We start from the raw sequence: 18,958 nt of genomic DNA on the forward strand, positions 1-18,958 counted from the left end.
AATGTGTGGACGTTAATACAGCATGACCTCGAAGCCAAGTTCGCTGAGCAGATCTGCCAGCTCCTCACTGTCCACGTAAACGAGGAGATGGTGGTTTCCGAGTGTGCCGTCTATGAAGTCCCTTGCCTCTTCGATGCGGAGCTTCATCTGGGTCCGGCAGCGATGCTCGCTGCGCTCCCTACCAATGACTTCGACACTGGCCACTACCGCTTTTCTGCCCCTTATCTTGATGAGTGAAGCCTTCCCCTTGGGGAGTTCGACCTCAACGCCAACTCCCAGTCCACTCTCGAAGTGCGACCTTATGATGTATCCTCCTATGAGCGGGGCGGTACAGTGGGCAAGGATGATGTAATCGTCGCCGTAATCTGCTATGTTGCCCATGAAGGCTGGCTTGTTGAAGAAGCGCCTCACTATTGCCATTCCGAGGAGCGCGTTCAGCTCTCCCTCGCATGCAGCAGGGATTCCCTCGGCATTGAACATCGCAAGGGCAAGGCAGGGTGTGGCCTTTATCTTCATTATGATGTCGAAGCAGCCTATTGTGAAACCGTCCAAGTGATAGTCCTCGAGGATGCGCTTGATGGCGATGTAAATCCTTCCAGCCTTGACGAGGTCCTCTCTCTGGGGCTCTTTTATTTCCCTCGCCTTAGCGACTATTTCCTCGACGGCCTTCCAGCCCTCGGCGTCGGTTGTTGCTTCGTAGTATTCGTAGAACTTCTTGAGGCTTATGCTCATGTAGGGAAGCTCGAACTTCTCGTTTATGAGCCACGGTGAGATCCTACCAATGATGCCGAGACGCATCTTGAGGAACTTGTCCAGGGTCTCGCCCATGTCCTCGTAGCCGAGGAGGGTCGCTTTGAGTTCGTTGAAGTCTTTAACCAGGGTCGAGGGAACGAGCCTGTTCCTGAAGTACTCTCTTAGCTCTATTCCTGCCGCTATTGAGTTGTTAAAAGTATCGCCGTAGATGATTGTCGGCCTTCTATATACCTCGAACTCCTTCAGGGCGTTTTCTGTTCCACCGGTGAGCGGGTAGAGGACGATGGCATCAACCTCGTTGAAGTCTACTTCCCCCTTGGCTTCCCTGAACTCCCTCCTGCTCGAAACGAAGAAACCCCCAACGACGTCGAACTCCTTTGCTAGCTTGGTTATGAACTTCGATGCCTTTTTCTCAAAATTCCTTGGATTGGCCAGCTCGCTGATCCCAAAAACAACCCCGACCTTCATGCTTTCACCTAAGGTGTTTTAAACCTCGGTGATTAAATAAGCTTGTGGTCGCGATGAGATTCGTGCTCGATACGAGCATCTTCGTCAATCCTGAGATAAGGCGCAAGTTCGGGGACAACCCAACCGAGGCTATGAGGACTTTCCTTGACTATGCCGAGAGGCTCTTCGGCAGGGTGGAGTTCTACATGCCCCCTGGAATCTACCGCGAGGTTATGCACTTTGTTGATGAGGAAGAGCTTTTGCCTGAAATTGAGCTTTACATCATAAAGAAGCCGCCCAACGTGCACGACATCAAAATCCCCGCCTTCGTCGTTTACGAGCTGATTGATGATATAAGGAGAAGAATAGACAAAGGCCTCCGCGTTGCGGAGAAGGCCGTCCGCGAGAGCGTCATAGAGACCGATAACGTGGACAGAATAATCCAGAAGCTGAGGCGGAACTACCGCAAAGCTCTTCGTGAGGGCATAGTGGACAGTAAGGAGGACTTTGAGCTGATTCTCCTTGCAAAAGAGCTCGATGCAACGATAGTATCAGCCGACGTTGGAATATTAACGTGGGCCCAGAAGATGGGCATAAAGTGGATAGATGCTGCTAACTTCAGGGAGGTCCTGGAAGGCCTCGTGGCGAAGCTGGGTGAAGAGAAAAATTTATAAAGGCTCCCTTGCATCGTATCATCGGTGCCCCGGTGGCTCAGCCTGGTGGAGCGGCCGCTTGGTAAGCGGCAGGTCGCGGGTTCAAACCCCGCCCGGGGCTCCAAACTTCTTGGAACCTATTCTGGGCAGGGGGCCGTGGGGTAGCTTGGTCTATCCTGCGGGCTTTGGGAGCCCGTGACCCGGGTTCAAATCCCGGCGGCCCCACCAGAAAACAAACTTTTGTCAAGCAAAAGTTTGATCAAAGTTCGTATGCCCTTTTGAACTTCCAGTTCTTTAAGTGGTTTCTACGAGTAAAAGACTATTTTATAGTGTTTCACTTCAACACGACTCCCTTTGGGCGTTAAAAGGAAAAAAATTGAACTCAAATTGTGGTGCTAAGTTCGGGGCGAATTCCTAACTAAGAAAGCACCTTCATGAGGAATGCACTCCAAAACTGGCCATTTTCACGGTATCTTACTTTGGTCAAGCTTTGCACTAGCAAAGGTTGCTATGTAATGTTTTTATACTGCTCCTGCCTAGGCCTTTAAGGTGTCGCCATGGTCACGCTCATTATCGCCGAGAAGCCAAACGTCGCCAGGAAGATCGCCTACGCTTTGGCAGAGGGTAAACCGATCCGGAAGATTATAGGGAAGGTGGCCTACTACGAGTTCACCCGGGATGGGAAGAAAGTAATCGTCGCTCCGGCAGTCGGCCACCTCTTCTCCCTCGCCCCAAAGCAGAAGACCTACGGCTATCCGGTCTTTGACATAGAGTGGGTGCCTGTTTACGTGGCCGAGAAGGGGAAGAGCTACGCGAAAGACTACATAAAGGCCCTGGCGAAGCTCGCCAAGCAGGCGGACGAGTTTATTGTAGCTTGCGACTACGACACCGAGGGAGAGGTTATAGGCTATACTGCCCTCAAGTACGCCTGCGGTGTTGATCCCTCAAAGGCCAAGCGCATGAAGTTCTCGGCGTTGACGAAGAAAGACCTCCTCAAGGCCTGGTACAACCTCGAGCCGACGATAAACTTCGGCATGGCCGATGCTGGAATAGCGAGGCATGTTTTAGATTGGTACTGGGGCGTGAACCTATCGCGTGCCTTAACTTCGGCCATAAAACGCGCGAGCGGCAAGTGGATGGTTCTTTCGACGGGCCGCGTTCAGGGCCCTACGCTCAAGTTCCTCGTCGATAGGGAGAAGGAAATCCAGAACTTCAAGCCCACTCCGTACTGGGTCATAAAAATGCTCCTCGAGAAGAACGGGGAGAAATACACTGCAACATACGAAAAGGAGCGCATCCTCGACGAAGATGAGGCGAAGCGCATAGTTGAGGAGGCCAAAAGGGGGCCTGCCTTCGTGGAAAAGGTAGCGGTGAGACAGCAGAGGAGACACCCGCCAGTTCCCTTTGACCTCGGAACTCTCCAGAGGGAGGCCTATTCTGTCTTCGGCTACTCTCCCAAGAAAACTTTAGAGATCGCGCAGAAGCTTTATGAGAAAGGTTTACAATCGTATCCCCGTACCTCCTCACAAAAGCTCCCCAAGAACCTTAACTTCCGCTCGATTATCCAGAACATAGCCAAGCTCCCGGAGTACAAACCCTTCGCCCACGAGCTCCTCGGGAAGGAGAACTTCAAGCCTGTCGAAGGAAAAAAGGATGACCCGGCTCACCCAGCCATCTATCCGACGGGCGAACTTCCAAAGCCTGGCGAGCTGATGAAGGACGAGCAGAACATCTATGACCTGGTAGTCAGGCGTTTTCTGGCCCTCTTTATGGAACCGGCCGTAAGGGAGACGATGAATGTCATCATCACCTCCAACAACCACCGCTTCATCCTGGGCGGTGCGAGGACCGTAAAGGAGGGCTGGCTCAAGGTTTACGGGAAGTATGTCAAGTTCGACGAAGTTATCCTGCCCTCCTTTAAGGAGGGCGAGCCTGTTAAAGTCATCCAGATAAAGCGCGAGAAGAAGAAAACGAAGCCTCCGGCGAGATATTCTCCCGCAGCCGTGATCAAGAGGATGGAGGACCTGGGCATAGGAACGAAAGCCACGCGCGCCCAGATACTCGAAACGCTCTACGCGAGGGGCTACATTGAGGGTAAGAAGAAGATAAAGGTCACCCCTCTCGGCATGCGCGTTGTCGAGGCCTTGGAGCGGAACGTTCCTGACATAGTCAGCGTCGAGCTGACGAGGGCCTTTGAGGAGAAGATGGAGGAGATAATGGCCGGCAAGGCCAGAAAGGATGAGGTCATTGAGGAGAGCAAGGAGCAGCTCGTCAAAATCCTCCAGGAGTTCAGGGAGAAGGAGATGGACATAGGGAAGGCCCTGCTTGAGACCACTGGAACGGGAGTGACCACAGGCAAAGAAAGCACCAAGCGCTCTGGGGCCGTGAAGGAGCTTAGTGAGGCCGAGGAGAGGGAAGCCAAGAAGGCAGTGGAAAAAGAAGAGAAAAAGCCCCTTGTAGTCGGCAAGTGCCCCAAGTGCGGCGGCGATCTGGTCGTCAGGTACAACAGAAAGACTGGAAAGCGCTTCGTTGGCTGCTCCAACTGGCCGAAGTGCAACGTTACCTACCCCCTCCTTCAGCGCGGCGAGATAATACCCACGAACAAGACCTGCTGCAACGGTGCTCCAGTGGTCAAAATCCGAGAGAAGGGAAGGGAATACGAAATCTGCCTTGACATGAACTGCAAGGATTGGAGATATAAGAAGGAAAAGAAGTGATCAGAGAAGCTCCTTCAGGAGGCTCAGCCTCCTCTTGCTCATAAGCACCTTGGGGTGCTTGAGGAGGGCCTTGATGATCTCGACGTAGTCTCCGCCCGCTATCTTTTCGGCATCCGCGCCACTGAGCAGCTGGATGAAGAGGTCGAGATCCTCATCGGTGAGTTTCTCAGTAACGCGCCTGACCTTCAGAACCCTCTCAAGCCTCTTTCCGTCGGTCTCCCACCACTCAGTTGTGTAGTTCTTGAGCAGCTCCAGGTTTTCTTCCTCGAGTGCCTTCACTACCCACTTTGCTGCTATCGTGCCAGCTTCCATGGCCTCCGCCATTCCGCCACCGTGCATCGGGTTGACCTGCCTGGCGGCATCACCCACAACGACGACGTTGTCCTTGGCCAGCTCCTTCACGAAGCCGCCAACCGGAACGACGCCGACGTTTACCTCCAGGAGCTTTTTGGCGGGGATATTGTTCTCCTTCAGCCACTTGTTGAGATAGTACTTGGCAGTCTGGGGATTGTCGGAGTTTATACCTATTCCGACGTTAGCCCTGTCCTCATCCTTGGGGAAGACCCAGACGTAACCACGGGGAGCTATCTCGTTGCCGAACCAGAGGTGGATTATGTCGGGGTCAAAGCCTTCGATGAGCATCTCGTACTCATAGCTTGAGTCGAACTCGTGTGGTGGGGTGTAGGTGTTTATGCCTGCCCACCTGGCGACCATGCTCTCAACGCCGTCGGCCGCAACGATTATATCGGCGTAAATCTCAACGGGCTCGTCCTCGTGCTTGGCCTTTATTCCCTCTATCTTTCCGTCCTTCCTTATGACGTCCATTGCCTCGGTTCTGGCCAGAACGTCGGCCCCAGCTTTGGCGGCGTAATAAGCAAGCATTTTGTCAAAGACCTTCCTCTCGAGGATTACACCACTGACTTCCTTGTATCTGAGCTCGAGCTCATAGCCGCTTGGGGAGTAGAGTTTAGCACCGTAAATTTCGCGGTTGATGAAGCGTCTGTCGTAGGGTATGTCGTATTTCTCAAAGACCGTCTTGCTTATTCCTTCGGCGCACTGCTTTGGAGTGCCTATCGCGGACTTCTTATCGATGAGCAGAACGGAAAAGCCGGCTTTAGCAACGTTTCTCGCGACGATTGGGCCGGCGATTCCTGCGCCGACAACTACTACATCGTACTTCATCTCGGTCATTCGGACACCCCCAAGGGTTTAGCGGTTAAGGCTCCAACGGGACAGGCGTTGATGCATATGCGGCAGGATATGCACTTCTCCTGGAAGAACTCCCACTTCGTTGAACTGACCTTTATGGCCAGTGCCGGACAAACGCCAGCACATCCGCCACAGAGGTAGCACCTGTCTTCGTTCACAACGATTTTAATCTTCTCCGGCATCTTCTCCACCGCCGAGCTTTTGTTTCAGCTTTTCTTCATCGAGTTTGATGACCCCGTCTTTTATCCTTAATGGTATGAATCTGTCAAGTTCTTGGGCCTTTACGAGGACTTCCCTCTCCTTGAGGTTCAACCTGTCGCTCAGCTCCTCAATGGTCGCTTCATCGTTAAGGAGCAGGTAGTGCAGAATAGCGAGCTGGGTCATGTCGCCTATCTCTTTGAGATAGCGCTCCTTTATCCCCTTCATCAGTTTGTCCCTTCCGCTCTCAATCGCCTGGAGGGCTTTAAGAACCTTTTCAAGCTCTTTCCTGAGCTCGAGGAACGAATCAACCATGCCTGGGAGACTCTCGTGCTCGGGGGGTATACAGGTGAGGTCTATCTCCACCTTATCGATGGAAGGTGTTCCGAGATCGAGCCCTTTGTACCAGAATAGGTTGGGGGTTACAGTGGTAACGTAAGTTCTGGAGATGGCTATGTCGTAGTACTTTCTAGCGGGACCAATGAACGGCCCTTCCCTTTCATAAGACTTGAGAATGCCTTCGCGTTCCATTATTTTAAGGTGTTTGGCAACAGCCGTCGAAGAGACGCTGACTTTACTGCTGAGAAAGCTAAAGTAACATTCGGTACAGGTGAGGTGACTGAGCAGATCGCGCCTCACCTTGTTCCCCAATATGTAAAAGATATCTGGTTCAGTCATGACCCACACCACCCAAATCTGTGACGCAAAGCTTATATAGTGAACATTCAACCTTAGGTTGCAAACCTGGAGATTAAGCTCCATCAGGTATTGTGCTCAAAGCGTTATAAACCTTTAGCCATGGAGGTGTTGAGAATGGGATTGATTAGCGATGGAGATAAGAAGGTCATCAGGGAGGAGTTCTTCTCCAAGATGACGAACCCAGTCAAGATTATCGGATTCATCGGCAAGGATCACTGCCAGTACTGTGACCAGCTGAAGCAGCTCGTCCAGGAACTCTCGGAGCTCAGCGACAAGCTCAGCTACGAGTTCTACGACTTCGACAGCGAGGAGGGCAGGAAGCTCGCCGAGCAGTACAGCATCGACCGCGCCCCGGCTATTACCATAACCCAGGACGGCAAGGACATGGGCGTCAGGTTCTTTGGCCTTCCAGCCGGCCACGAGTTCGGTGCCTTCCTTGAGGACATCGTCGATGTCAGCAACGCCCAGACCGACCTCATGCCAGATACGAAGGAGGAGCTTGCCAAGGTCGACAGGAACGTCAGGATACTCGTCTTCGTCACCCCAACCTGCCCGTACTGCCCGCTCGCGGTCAGGATGGCCCACAAGTTCGCCATCGAGAACACCAACGCCGGCAAGGACAAGATAAGGGGCGACATGGTTGAGGCCATCGAGTATCCGGAGTGGGCTGACCAGTACAGCGTCATGGCCGTCCCGAAGATCGTCATCCAGGTGGACGGCGAGGACAAGGTTCAGTTCGAGGGAGCTTACCCGGAGAAGATGTTCATGGAGAAGCTTTTGGCTGCCCTCGATTGAGGGCGATTTTGTTCCTTTTCTGTTTCTTTGGGTTTCATAGTGCCTTCCACTTAACGCTAATTTGCTGCGATTTCCCTCCAGACCTATCTTTGCACAATTAGATTATTGGTTTATTGTAGAATTATGTAATTAATTTCTTTCCAGAAGAACTTCTAGAATTCTCCTAGAGTCTTATTGCAACCTTCCTCAACCGCCGAATCTTCTTCTCAAGCCTCTCAAGTTTCAATTCTCCTAGAGTCTTATTGCAATGGACGAGTTTGCGCTTAATAAGTCGAAATTCATTAATGTTTCAATTCTCCTAGAGTCTTATTGCAACTTAAGCCAGAGGGTTTTCCGGTTAAGCGGTTCGTCTTTGTTTCAATTCTCCTAGAGTCTTATTGCAACCAGGGGTAACTATTCATGACGTAGAGACCGCTGTGAATTGGACGGTTTCAATTCTCCTAGATTCTTATTGCAACTTGGTATTGGCGGGCTCATTGGGAGCTCCCATCACCAAGTTTCAATTCTCCTAGAGTCTTATTGCAACTACGCTTTATATATTTGCTCATAACTTCGACTTCGATGTTTCAATTCTCCTAGAGTCTTATTGCAACATTGTAAGTTTCGCAACAGGAGTGGGTATTGCACTCTGTTTCAATTCTCCTAGAGTCTTATTGCAACCGGTTTTCCTTTTCATTGATGAGGTCCAGAACCTTTGTTTCAATTATCCTAGAGTCTTATTGCAACCTTAGATTGTTGAACCTTCCCAAGAACCCGAAAGATTAAGTTTCAATTCTCCTAGAGTCTTATTGCAACTATAAGAGCGTTCATGTGCAACCTTAGATTGTTGAACCTTCCCAAGAGCCCGAAAGATTAAGTTTCAATTCTCCTAGAGTCTTATTGCAACACACCGGAGGTCCAGACGTCCTTACGTACAAAGTCTAGTTTCAATTCTCCTAGAGTCTTATTGCAACCTCCTACAGTATTTTGTTAGGGACATTCGAACGGCGGAGTTTCAATTCTCCTAGAGTCTTATTGCAACGTCGACCACGCAATATAAGGCGCTGTAAAAGAATGTTCAATTCTCCTAGAGTCTTATTGCAACGATACAAACCCGAGCGCGACTTATATTAGTATAGGTTTCAATTCTCCTAGAGTCTTATTGCAACACTGGCAGTCTCGACGCGAGCTATCTCACAAGCAGACTGTTTCAATTCTCCTAGAGTCTTATTGCAACCATTCGTCGTTGTTATTGTATAGTTACTAATGTCGATGTTTCAATTCTCCTAGAGTCTTATTGCAACTGCTGTTGTACTATGCAGCAGAAAACAGCGTAACAATGTTTCAATTCTCCTAGAGTCTTATTGCAACCTAATGTGTCGATTATCTGGTTTGCGATTTTGTCATGTTTCAATTCTCCTAGAGTCTTATTGCAACACGGCAACGCGGTTTTGACTTTTTCGATGATTTTGAGTTTCAATTCTCCTAGAGTCTTATTGCAACCCGTCAAAGTTCGGCGACCTCATCTACTACAAGGTCAGTTTCAATTCTCCTAGAGTCTTATTGCAACCCAGTTCCAAAGCCTAGCCAGAAGCCATCCTTACATGTTTCAATTCTCCTAGAGTCTTATTGCAACGCCATGAATCCCATTGCTCCCATAAAGCTCGCAACTGGTTTCAATTCTCCTAGAGTCTTATTGCAACAGGGCGGCTTTTTCCTTTTTCTGCCTAACAAAAGATTATGAGAACTTAGTTTTTATAAGCCTTTCTCCGGAGGTCTGCTAATGTGTATCTATGTGGCCTTGGAAATCTCCGGATTAAAATGATCACTTGGGGAATAGAAAGCTCCAAGACGTCTTTCTGGTGTTGTGTGTGGTAATCCTTGCAAGTTCCGGAGGATAGAGATCGCTGTGATTGACTTAACGAGCAATTGGACCCTTTGGGTTATAAAAACGCCGAGTTTAAACAGGTTGCTAACTTTTTGGAGGCCCATGAAGTTTCATCTTAACTTTCAGAAAAAATTTCGTTACATCAAATATCTTTGATGCAACATTAAGTTTGATAATTACTTTATGTTACTAAAGACTTCCCATTTGACGACAGTGCCATGTTTTTCCTTTTAACTCCTCAGAGTACGCCAGTTCCAAAATGTGCCCCTCCAAACTTGATACTGCCTTCCAAAATCCCTAAAAGACCTTATTCAGTATTTCTTTTAGGTGAGCTCATGTACGTGGTCATCGTCTACGATGTGGCCGTTGAACGGGTGAACAAAGTCAAGAAGTTCCTACGTCGGCATCTCCACTGGGTTCAGAACAGTGTCTTCGAGGGTGAGGTAACCCTAGCCGAGTTCGAGCGCATAAAAGCCGGTCTGCTCGATCTGATTGATGAAGACGAAGACTCTGTGGTCATTTACAAGCTCCGTTCGATGCCAAAAAGGGAAGTGCTGGGAATGGAAAAGAACCCTCTGGAGGACATCATTTAGACTCAACGGCCTAACATATGGGTCTAAAGGGGCATTCTCCACATTCCCGCTTTCCGTAGTGGGGCTTTATCCACTCTGGAAAACTGCCGGATTCGAGCTGCCTCACACCTTCAATAACCGCCTTGGCCCTTCTGAGTTCCTTTGAAAGGCCTTTTTGTCTCTTTCTACGGGGAACGGCTTGAAGCTTAGACCATTTCGGTCAAGGACATAGATGTAGTCCAGTTTCTTGTCCATCATGTTAAAATATGCATTGAGCTGCTCCTTTGCAAGCTTTGGGGGTTCGTTCATCTCGTCCGGTGTTTTTGGACTGCTCTCATCCTCTCCGTTGAATCCTTTGAACTTGAACTCAAGTGGATAATTCCCCTTTACTGCGTCCACCCTGCCTACGAGATTCCATCCGTCCTCTATGGGATACTCAACGGTAACCTCAAACTCTATGTCTTAGCTACTGAGCGCATTGCCGAGCCATTCATGGAGAACACTCCCCACGAGCATTTCGCCCGTCCTCTCGTACTTGAATGTGCCCAGGTAGATGGAAAGTGCAGCCTTTCTCAGGCAGTAGCTTAGAGATGTCACCCATATCTTCCGCTCAGGGGTCTTTCCCACTATCGCGTTCCGAATCCTCTCGTTAAACTCCTCAATCTCTTAGGGATACCCCATTTCATCCACCTCAGAACCACGCTACCAGTGGCTCATACTCTTGGCTTCCAACGAGATGTCTTATCAGCTTGTACGCCTCGAGCCTGATCAAACGCTGCTTTGTTACGTTCTTCTTCAGCTTCGGATGCCTCACGCTCGTTTTCATCTCCTTGTTGTAAACCTCCACGGCCTTCCTCATGCCCTCCTTGGTGAGCAGGATGCCGTTCAGCTCCTCCCGGAAGTGTTCCTTTCTGATGATTCCCTGCTTGACGAGACGGTTGGCTATTCTGTCAACTATCGCCGGTTTGAATATCTCGCTCAGGTCGAGTGCCAGTGAGAAGCGGCGCTCTCCAGGTTCATGAAGGTAGCTTACGGTTGGAACTAACTGGGTGTTATAGAGCTCGCTCACTATAGTCGCGTAGAGCCTTGAGTTCAGGAAGTTTATCAGTGCGTTCATCTCGTTCTGAGGCGGCCTCCTCGTGCGCTTCACTATTTTGAAGCCATCGGGTAGGTGTTCGTCCCAGCGGGCGTAGTACTCCTGCCTTATCCTCGCCTCGACGTTCATGACATCGGTTATCTTCCTGGCCTCTTCCAGCTCCTCCAAGAGTTCAGCCAGCAACTCGGGGAAGTCCTCCCCGACCTTCCAGCGCTTCAGGTTGCGCTCCATGTTCCTGGCACTGCCGATGACGAAGAGCTTCGCCAGCTTAAGCCTTTTCTCCTCGTTGAGGTAGTGTTCGGCCTGTCTGATAACCAGGTCGCCCGAGTGAAGCTTCTCCTTCGGGTAAAAGCTCCCGTCGTAGTAGCCGTAGTGGTTGAAGAAGTGGACGGCTATTCCTTTCTGAGCGAGGAAATGCAGAGCCTGGGATGTTATGTTCACGTGGCCGTAGATGTAGATGTCGTAGATGCCCTCAACGGCGAAGGGCTTTTTCTCGCCCCCGCTCTCAAAGTAAAGGGTGTTCTCCTTCCGGAAGAGGGTCCCATCGGAGAGCAGGGTAATGGAGCGCTTTCTCATGGGATCACCCTTTGTCTGCAGGTAAAACTTTGACACCACCATTTTGGGCCAGCTTTCTTAGTTTGATATCAAAAGTGGCGAGTGGAAACTCCTTTAAAACAGCATGGGAAAGAATTATAGCATCGTTGATATGGCTTAAGGAGCGGTTGTAGTCCCAAAGTATCTTGAGGGCTTGCATTATGATTTCGTGGCTCATCTCCAGGCCCCGGAATCTTGGGTCAGAAACGTACCGTTCGATCATTTCCTTGGCGGTCTGAAGGGGCTTCTTCTCCTTCTTGAAGAACCAGAGATACTCCTGGAGTACAAGCGCGGAATGTACCATCTGTCAAGCGATTCCAGAAGTCCTCGGGCATTCTCATGAAAGGGATTATCCGAGAAGGTATCATAAGTCAAAACGTTGGTATCAATCACTGCATGCATTCCTCCATGCCCTCCTCGATGGCTTTTTCGATTTCCTCTGGGGTGATCGGTCTGCCGAGTTTGAGGATCTGGCGTTCTCTTTTGAAGCGTTTTATCACTATCCTCTCTCCTTCGAGCTCCACCTCAAGCAACTCTCCCTCCTTAATCCCAAGCGCCTTCCTAACCTCCGTGGGAAGCGTTATCTGGTAGTTTCGGGTCACTTTAGTCACCGGCATAGTATCACTCCTCTAGTAATACTTTTAATATCCTACTATATAGAGTTTCTACTATCGCCTCAGACCCAGCACAGCTCATAATACGCGCACTTCTTGCACTTCTTGGTCTTCGCTGGTTCTGGAGGTCTCGAAAGTGATTTTATTCTCTCAACTTCCCTGATTGTCCCCTCGACTTCTTTCTCGCGGCCCTCGAGTGTTACCTCCTTCGTCTCCCTAAGTTGCGGGTAGTGGAGAACCGCCTTCGCTTTGATGCCGTGCTGCTTGAGGTAATAAAGGTAGTACAGCGCCTGCATCTCGTGAGCTTTCTCCATGGATTTGCTTTTTTTGACCTCGTGGACTTCTATGATGTTGCCCCTGCGGATGAAGTCTATCTTTATGCTTCCAATCTGAACTTCTTTCTCCTCGCTGCCATAGCGCCGTTCGTGGAGGAATTTACCAAGGTCAACCCACTCGCTCTCCTGTTCCATTGTGATGCCCTTAGCGAAGTACCAGAGCTTCGTGGGGCAGATAAAGAGGTAGTTTATCTCGGTACCGCGGATGAGGAGTTCGTCGTGAGGGTATTCAGGGGGCATGGACGAACCTCCCCGATACTCACAGAACTTCATCTCCACTTGCGGGTTCTCTCAGCAGGCCTAGCTCTGGAGTGTACTCAAGTTCCACCACTAGGATGTGCCTTCTCGCTCCTTTATCGCCCAACCTGTGGAAAGAGTCTCTTTTGGCAAAATAAAGCCAGTATGGGATGGGTACCAAGTAGCGATAAACTTCCATGTAAAGCCTTTTATCGAGGAGTTCACGGACCCAATCCTGATAAAGTCCCGGCACGACCTCAAGCCCCTGGAACATTTCGTAGAACTGCTTCTCATCCTCCCCCCGCATCAGCGGTTTGAGGTTCTCGAACAGGGCGAATGCAATGTCGCGGTACTCTTCTATATCCGCCCTCAGCTTCTCAGCGACAGAATAATACGCCTCACTCACGAGTTCCGGAACCAGAGACTCCCTCAGCTCCTCTCCGTCAAGCTCCGTGAGAAGCTCCAGACTGTCATCAACGATGGAGTAAGGCCTGTAAATCTTTCTGTCTGCTTCCGAACCTTTTGTTAGGATGTAAACGTCCCTTGGCTTCCCGAATCCCCTCCTATTGACCCTACCAAATCTCTGAATCAGGGCATCCAGCGGAGCCGGCTCCGTGAGGATTGAGGCAAAGCTCACATCCAAAGAGACCTCAACAACCTGAGTTGCAACTACAAAGTCGTAGTCATTGAGCCTTGCCATCAGTTCCCTTTCCTTCTCTTCTCTATCTCCATATGTAAACCTACTGTGAAGAAGGAGCGTTTTGTAGCCAGCATCGGTTAGGGCAGAATGCACTTCTATTGCTCTGCCAACGCTATTGCAGGCTATCAGCGAAGGTCTCGGCAGGTTCATCTTTTCTATCAGTCCAAGGACATTGTCCATACTTCCTTTGACGACGTTAACCCGGTGCCTTGTGAAGCGATCCGCTTCCTCAGGGCGAACTTTCAGCCCCCTTGGCTTTAGAACCTCTTTTAGAAGCTCTTCAATGAAGTCGGGAAGTGTTGCAGTCATTACGAGCGTTTTGACCCGTTTTTGCTTCAGGAGTTCAAGTATGGCTAGGATTATTCCGAGTATGTTTGGCTCGTAGGCGTGAATCTCGTCGAATATAAGGAGCGAGCCTGTGAGCTCGGTCAGCGTCATCTCGTAAAAGCCAACGCCAAAAAACGCCTTTATTCTCTGGAAGGGTGTTGTCACTTTAAACGGTGTGTATATTTTGTGATAGAGCGATGAGAGGCGCCTATATTCGAGGGCAGAGGAGTATAAGTAGACGCCTGAGGAGCTGTGCAGAACACCGACGAGTGATGGATCTGAAAAGATGCCAAGCAGGCGTTGGTGCATCGCGTTGATGCTCGCTTTGTACGGAAGGACATAGAAAATCCTGCTAGATATGCCTCTCTTGGTTCGGTAGGCATTCAGGTTAGCCCAGAGAAGAGCCGCCTCTGTCTTACCGTAACCAGTTGGAGCGCGCAGAATGAGATTTCCTATCGTTTTCCCTGCTGCCTTCTGGAGCGGCCTCCACTTCTCTGGCTGAACCCTGAGAGCCACTCTATCCGCAATGTCTGGTAACACCCTTACCTCGAGCTCTCCCGCGGAAGCGAGATGGTCAGAAGCGTTAAGAATGCCCCTCAAATAGGTTAGCACTTCTTTGTATTTCTCGCCATTCTTGTCGTACCAATCAAGTAGAGCGTCAAAATCGAACGATTTAATCTTCTCTCCCCATCTAGGTGGAAGTTCTAGTGCCCTTGGAGGTCTCTTCGTTCCAAAAAAATATGCCTCCCAGTAGGGAATCCTTGGAAGGAAGAATTGCTCTATGTAGTCTGCGAACCTCAAAAGCTCCTCGACCTTTTCCTCGTATTCTGCCCTGTGATTCCCGGTTGGTAGTATTTCCTTCAGCTCGTCCAGCGTCCTGTGGTGGGTGAGGATTGCCAGTGCTATCAGTTTTCTCTCTTCATCGGAGAGATTGAGGAACTCCGCAAATGGAACCGAGAGAACTTCGTGTCGGTAACCCCATCTTCGTGGGTTCTTTTGGAATCCAGAACACTTTCCGAGATCGTGGAGCAGAACAGAATAAAAAGAGAGACGCCAGATTCCGGGTGAGAGCTCTTCCAGCCAGGGAAACGCTTCCCTTATGCTTTTCAGCACGTTTATGGCATCATTTGTGTGACATTCAAGGAAGTCGTGGGGGTTGAACTTGGCGAAGCAGCCCATCAGCCCCACCTGTGCAGGTAAACACCGATATTGAGGTCACTGTCGTAGAGTGCATTCGCCCTTTGTCTCTTTCTCTCCCCGTCGGTTCTCGGATACGGAAGGACTATGAAAGGCTTCACAAGCTTTGGCCTTCTCGGGATTACCGAGTAGTCATGCTCGACTACGAGCGCGTGCACCATCCCTGGAACGCCAAGACTAACCGGCACTACTGTGCCACCTATAGGTGCTTCTCTTTCTTCAAGTTCGACTCTCTTAATTTCCTCGACCGTCGCTAGGTCACTTGAGCGCCCGAGGAGGAGCTGGTATTTGGGCTTTCTAAAGTGTTCTTTCCATTCATCAGGTAGGTAGAGGTAGAGCTCTGTGTTGTAAAGGAACTCGCGCCTCATTATGTCAGTCTCAATCTTGCCAAGGGCGTAGATTTTCTCCAGGTCAATGCCTTTGCCCGAGCTTTTGAAGACGTAACCGAGGTAGGGAAGCTCTGTAAGGTACACTGGCTCTCCCTTAACCGCGGAAAGGAGTCCCTGAATCGTTGAGGGGGGTGGGACAGGCAGAGTGGGCTGGTAGCCAGATTGAAAAGTTGGAAAGCGGAAGCTCGCCGTCCATGCGCTCAGTTTGACCCGTATCATGCCCTCACCCGTAATAGGACTCGATTTCCTTTGCAAAGGCCTCTATCGCCTCGCCGACTGTCCCTATAAAGACCTCAAGTCCTGTCCCTTCTAACGTTGCCTTTATTTTCTCAATGTCCCAGCCGAGAGAGCGGACGAAGCCTGCATCATAGCCAAGGTAGAGCTTTTTGGTTGGTAGTACTTCACTTAAGTCTTTCAGCCTCTCGGCGAGAGCTTCAGCGTTAAATTTCACTTCTCCCCTCTCCTCGAAAACGATATCGCTGATGAATGGGTTTATCCCGGCATCTATGCTCAGTCCAAGGAAGAACTTTGGAATTACGTCCGTGTGGTAGGCCGTCTGTTTGGCCCCGCCTGAAAGGTAACGCAGAGCCTTCACTGTCTCACTCGCGCGCTTCTTTCTGACTTCAGCAGGCATGAGCCACTCTTTCTCGCCCTTTTGGACACCAAGCTTTTCAGCCAAGCGTTCCATCTCCTCGATTTCCTCGACTATTTCTTTGGCATTGCCTTTTGGCTGGCCCTTTTTGTCCTTAGGCACGTCGTCCCAAGTGAGCATGTTCTTGTACCCTGCCTTGTGTACCAAGGTGAACCTGCCAACTGAGTCCAAGTCGAGTGAAAAAGCCCCCTTGAAGATTGTTGAGTAGAACTCCTGGCTATACGGGACGGGGTCTCCCTCGTGCCTTGAGGCGTAGCCATCATCGACTGTGAGGGCGCTCCTTTCCGGCAGAACCGAAATCAAGGGAGTGTTTTTGAGCGGGGAGATGCGGGTAACGGTCACATTTATTCCGCCCTTCTTGAATGCCCTCATGTAACCAAAGACGTCGTCGTCAGGATACTTGAGTGGGTTGGCGGCCGTGAAAACCTGTTTCTGCTCGCGGTAGAGTGGTGAGAGCTCCCAGTTGAAGTGCTCACTGAGCGTTGAGCGCCACCAGTAACGCCAGGCCTGCGGGGAAACGTAGGGGTAGCGGTTTCCTCCGCGCCTGAAGGTCTTAACCCTCGTAACGTTTCTGTCGGCCAGCCTTTCGTCTATGCCGAGCATGTTCAACGCCGAGTGGGGTGCGTCAATCAGAACCATTCCGGCAGCAAACCTCATTCTTCCACCTCCTCAAGCCCATAAAACTCGATTTTGCTTTCTTCATCCTCTTCTTCACCGGCCTCGGTTTCGGCCTTCATCAGCCTATCATGGAGCTTTTCATAGATGCGGAAGAGAAGAAGGTTCTTGACGGTCTTCCAGGAAACGTTCATGTCCTCGCCGTAGGCTGTAAGAATCTGTGCGAACTCATCGAAGGTCATAAGTGGCTTGTCTATGCCCAGCTCCTGTCTGAGCCTTTCAAGGCCAACAAAAAAGCTTTCAAACTGGTAGAGCTTCGTCGCGTTTTCCAGCTCCCTTACGCGGCGCTTCAACTTGTTGTCCGGCAGTTTTTCGAGGGTCTCCACGACCCTATCGCCAATACCTTTTATAAACTCTAGGGCCTCTTTATCCAAACCCAACACCTCCGAACAGTAGAAAGCTAAAAGGGACCATTTGGTGTTAGTCCGCTTTTCTTTCGAGTTAATGAAGTAGAGCAGGATGCTTTTTCCTGAGAGCAGGGCTGAATAAACACGATTGTGGCAACTGTGCTCAATCTCGCTTTCTTTCCTTTTTTTCGCCAGCCCGCGCGAACAGCGCTCGTCCCAGCCTATCGCAACTATTCTTCTCCAGCCTGCGGAGTCATAGCGTGAAGCGTAGGCAATGAAGCTCAATACAGGACTTGGGACATGGATTATCTCGAGTTCCTGTCCTTGGTTGTTGTTCACGAAGTAGTAGAGGGTTATAGAAGCATTCTGCCACAACTCGTCGCGCTCAACCTTTACCGTCAGCTCCGAGAGAAGCTGGAAAAGGAAGTTCTCTGGCCTACGGAAGTTCCGCGCGTTCGATGCGAGGAGAGTTTTCTTCACTTCATCTATCGCTTCATTATGGAGCTCAAGCATGAGTTCATGGGGGTATGCGTGTATTACTAAAACTCTCTGGAGGCGGTAGGCTACAATCGGGAGGAACTGGGTTAGGAAAAGGCAGTGGGAGCAGATGTTCGCACCGTCCTTTCCGGACGGAAAGTAGTTGGGAATTCCTCCAGTCCCCACAAGCGGGAAGTCAGAGCGGTAAACTGGCTTTGTCCTTGCGTGTCTCTTTCCACAGATTTCGCAGATTGGTGCGTTTGGGTCTTCGGGTTCATGCAGAAGGGAGAGAAGGTTCTCGGCTATGGCTGTGGGGGTTCTCTTCTTTGCCATGCTTGGATTCGCCATAAGGATTCCGCTGTTGGGAAGCATCATAGCGTGGATGTATCCCGAGCTCCATTCTTTCCTAGCGTAGAGTTTGGAAGCAAACTCAATGGCCTTGGTAACATCTTTCTCCGTCAGATCCTCCGGTCGTTCCTTTCCACTGATTAAGAGAATGGCTGCTAGTCCTGCATCGGTAAACGGATGGCCCGTCCATGTGAAAGGAGGCATATCTCGGTTTTTACCAGATAGAAACTCCTCCAAGGTTTTAGTCTCCCCGATTTTTCTCACCCCCGGTTTTCGGCTTCCTCCTTTTCACACCATCAACCTTCACCATCCCAAAGCCGATCGAGTTCTTCTCTCCGAAGCCGGCCTGGTAGCCAACCCTCAGCAGACCCTCGTCGCCGTAGGCCCTAAAGACAAGATGCCACGCGATCTGGAATATTCCCGGCTTGACCTCGAAGCGCTTGGGCTTGGCGTTGAGGACCTTTATCTCGAACTCCTCGGGCGGCTTGCTCCCGTAGAGGAGGACGTACTTCTCACGGAGATTCTCCTTCAGGAGGTCGTAGAACTCCGGCTCGTTGGGGCCAAGGTCATAGCTCCTCGGCTTCCCGAACTGAACCCTCTTGGTTGTCATGGCTATCGGTGAGAGGGTCACAAACTTCTTCCCGCTCAGCTTTCGTGGCTCAGTGAGAGCTTGGACTTCCTCGACCGTGAACTTCTCGCCCCAGAGCTCTACCTCAGGTTTCTGGAGCAGACCGCCGATGAAGGCTTCAGCAATCTTGGCGATGGGCGTCGAGAAGTAAAAGAAGCCCCGCCTGTAGCCGAGCAGATGGCTTTTGTCCTCAGCCAGCTCTCTCTTCTCGGCCATGAAGAGGGAATACGTTAAGAGCTTAGGAACCTTTGGATTGTGGAGGCTTAGGCTGAGGTTTGGATTGACGCTCTGAATCCTTCGGTAGACAAGTCCCTGGAGCTTGTGCTGGTGGTTGAAGGGTATCCGGAACGGCTCATTCTCCGGACGGAGTCTTATTTCAAAGCGCACGGTATCACCTTATCTATTGGTACGATAAGATATAAAGATGTAAAG

At 50.5% G+C, this 18,958-nt stretch carries 18 protein-coding genes, 2 tRNA genes and 1 CRISPR repeat array; of the genes, 6 read left to right on the plus strand and 14 right to left on the minus strand.

Annotated features, from left to right (window positions below; genetic code table 11):
- Window positions 1-12: 12 nt before the first annotated feature.
- Complete coding sequence (locus A7C91_RS07530; RefSeq protein ID WP_068666293.1) at window positions 13-1,221, minus strand: hypothetical protein; 1,209 nt, start codon at window positions 1,219-1,221, stop codon at window positions 13-15.
- 53 nt (window positions 1,222-1,274) lie between these two features.
- On the opposite strand from A7C91_RS07530, the gene A7C91_RS07535 reads away from it, so the two are divergent.
- The 4 genes from A7C91_RS07535 to topA all read left to right on the plus strand — a co-directional run bounded on the left by A7C91_RS07535 (window position 1,275) and on the right by topA (window position 4,570).
- Window positions 1,275-1,874 (plus strand): RNA ligase partner protein, encoded by a 600-nt coding sequence (locus A7C91_RS07535; protein WP_068666296.1) that lies wholly within the window; start codon window positions 1,275-1,277, stop codon window positions 1,872-1,874.
- Between the two features lie 26 nt (window positions 1,875-1,900).
- A tRNA-Thr gene (locus A7C91_RS07540) sits at window positions 1,901-1,977 on the plus strand.
- A gap of 26 nt (window positions 1,978-2,003) precedes the next feature.
- Window positions 2,004-2,081, plus strand: a tRNA-Pro gene (locus A7C91_RS07545).
- A gap of 329 nt (window positions 2,082-2,410) precedes the next feature.
- The gene (gene topA / locus A7C91_RS07550; protein WP_068666298.1) at window positions 2,411-4,570 is read left to right on the plus strand and encodes a DNA topoisomerase I; all 2,160 of its coding nucleotides are present in this window, start codon (window positions 2,411-2,413) and stop codon (window positions 4,568-4,570) included.
- Here the strand turns inward: topA and A7C91_RS07555 are convergent, their stop codons facing one another.
- The 3 genes from A7C91_RS07555 to surR are packed head-to-tail and all read right to left on the minus strand — an operon-like array spanning window position 4,571 to window position 6,655.
- Window positions 4,571-5,752: a geranylgeranyl reductase family protein gene (locus tag A7C91_RS07555; protein ID WP_394326666.1), complete on the minus strand. Its 1,182-nt coding sequence runs from the start codon at window positions 5,750-5,752 to the stop codon at window positions 4,571-4,573.
- 5 nt (window positions 5,753-5,757) lie between these two features.
- Window positions 5,758-5,961 carry a DUF362 domain-containing protein gene (locus tag A7C91_RS07560; protein WP_068666302.1) on the minus strand — a complete coding sequence of 68 codons (204 nt, stop codon included), beginning with the start codon at window positions 5,959-5,961 and terminating at the stop codon, window positions 5,758-5,760.
- Window positions 5,945-6,655 (minus strand): sulfur metabolism transcriptional regulator SurR, encoded by a 711-nt coding sequence (gene surR / locus A7C91_RS07565; protein ID WP_068666304.1) that lies wholly within the window; start codon window positions 6,653-6,655, stop codon window positions 5,945-5,947. Before surR ends, A7C91_RS07560 begins: the two co-directional genes overlap by 17 nt.
- A gap of 135 nt (window positions 6,656-6,790) precedes the next feature.
- On the opposite strand from surR, the gene pdo reads away from it, so the two are divergent.
- Both pdo and cas2 read left to right on the plus strand, forming a co-directional pair.
- A complete protein-coding gene (gene pdo / locus A7C91_RS07570) occupies window positions 6,791-7,471 on the plus strand; it encodes a protein disulfide oxidoreductase (RefSeq protein ID WP_068666306.1) in 681 nt (226 codons plus the stop codon).
- Window positions 7,472-7,622: 151 nt separating this feature from the next.
- A CRISPR array of direct repeats spans window positions 7,623-9,153; the repeat unit is 30 nt; unit sequence GTTTCAATTCTCCTAGAGTCTTATTGCAAC.
- A gap of 520 nt (window positions 9,154-9,673) precedes the next feature.
- Window positions 9,674-9,931, plus strand: coding sequence for a CRISPR-associated endonuclease Cas2 (gene cas2 / locus A7C91_RS07575; RefSeq protein WP_012571277.1), 258 nt, complete (start codon window positions 9,674-9,676; stop codon window positions 9,929-9,931).
- 102 nt (window positions 9,932-10,033) lie between these two features.
- Here cas2 and A7C91_RS11870 read toward each other — a convergent pair whose 3' ends face one another.
- The 10 genes from A7C91_RS11870 to cas6 form a co-directional block, all read right to left on the minus strand.
- On the minus strand, window positions 10,034-10,309 hold the full coding sequence (locus tag A7C91_RS11870) for a hypothetical protein (protein ID WP_234394335.1): 276 nt from the start codon (window positions 10,307-10,309) through the stop codon (window positions 10,034-10,036).
- Window positions 10,310-10,601: 292 nt separating this feature from the next.
- Window positions 10,602-11,582 (minus strand): type I-B CRISPR-associated endonuclease Cas1b, encoded by a 981-nt coding sequence (cas1b, locus tag A7C91_RS07585; protein ID WP_068666308.1) that lies wholly within the window; start codon window positions 11,580-11,582, stop codon window positions 10,602-10,604.
- 4 nt (window positions 11,583-11,586) lie between these two features.
- The gene (locus tag A7C91_RS07590; protein WP_234394336.1) at window positions 11,587-11,904 is read right to left on the minus strand and encodes a PIN domain-containing protein; all 318 of its coding nucleotides are present in this window, start codon (window positions 11,902-11,904) and stop codon (window positions 11,587-11,589) included.
- Window positions 11,905-11,989: 85 nt separating this feature from the next.
- Window positions 11,990-12,217, minus strand: a complete 228-nt coding sequence (locus tag A7C91_RS07595) for an AbrB/MazE/SpoVT family DNA-binding domain-containing protein (RefSeq protein WP_068666310.1) — start codon at window positions 12,215-12,217, stop codon at window positions 11,990-11,992.
- A gap of 59 nt (window positions 12,218-12,276) precedes the next feature.
- Window positions 12,277-12,789, minus strand: a complete 513-nt coding sequence (cas4, locus tag A7C91_RS07600) for a CRISPR-associated protein Cas4 (protein WP_068666312.1) — start codon at window positions 12,787-12,789, stop codon at window positions 12,277-12,279.
- A gap of 19 nt (window positions 12,790-12,808) precedes the next feature.
- A complete protein-coding gene (locus A7C91_RS07605) occupies window positions 12,809-14,992 on the minus strand; it encodes a CRISPR-associated helicase/endonuclease Cas3 (protein WP_068666314.1) in 2,184 nt (727 codons plus the stop codon).
- Entirely contained in the window at window positions 14,992-15,618 is a 627-nt protein-coding gene (gene cas5b / locus A7C91_RS07610) for a type I-B CRISPR-associated protein Cas5b (RefSeq protein WP_068666316.1), read from the minus strand. The genes A7C91_RS07605 and cas5b overlap by 1 nt, the downstream gene beginning before the upstream one ends.
- A gap of 4 nt (window positions 15,619-15,622) precedes the next feature.
- The gene (cas7i, locus tag A7C91_RS07615) at window positions 15,623-16,708 is read right to left on the minus strand and encodes a type I-B CRISPR-associated protein Cas7/Cst2/DevR (RefSeq protein ID WP_068666318.1); all 1,086 of its coding nucleotides are present in this window, start codon (window positions 16,706-16,708) and stop codon (window positions 15,623-15,625) included.
- Window positions 16,705-18,102, minus strand: a complete 1,398-nt coding sequence (gene cas8a1, locus A7C91_RS07620) for a type I-B CRISPR-associated protein Cas8b1/Cst1 (RefSeq protein ID WP_068666320.1) — start codon at window positions 18,100-18,102, stop codon at window positions 16,705-16,707. Before cas8a1 ends, cas7i begins: the two co-directional genes overlap by 4 nt.
- Window positions 18,103-18,139: 37 nt before the next feature.
- The gene (cas6, locus tag A7C91_RS07625; RefSeq protein ID WP_068666322.1) at window positions 18,140-18,913 is read right to left on the minus strand and encodes a CRISPR-associated endoribonuclease Cas6; all 774 of its coding nucleotides are present in this window, start codon (window positions 18,911-18,913) and stop codon (window positions 18,140-18,142) included.
- Window positions 18,914-18,958: the final 45 nt, after the last annotated feature.

Source organism: Thermococcus piezophilus (assembly GCF_001647085.1).
Classification (GTDB): domain Archaea; phylum Methanobacteriota_B; class Thermococci; order Thermococcales; family Thermococcaceae; genus Thermococcus; species Thermococcus piezophilus.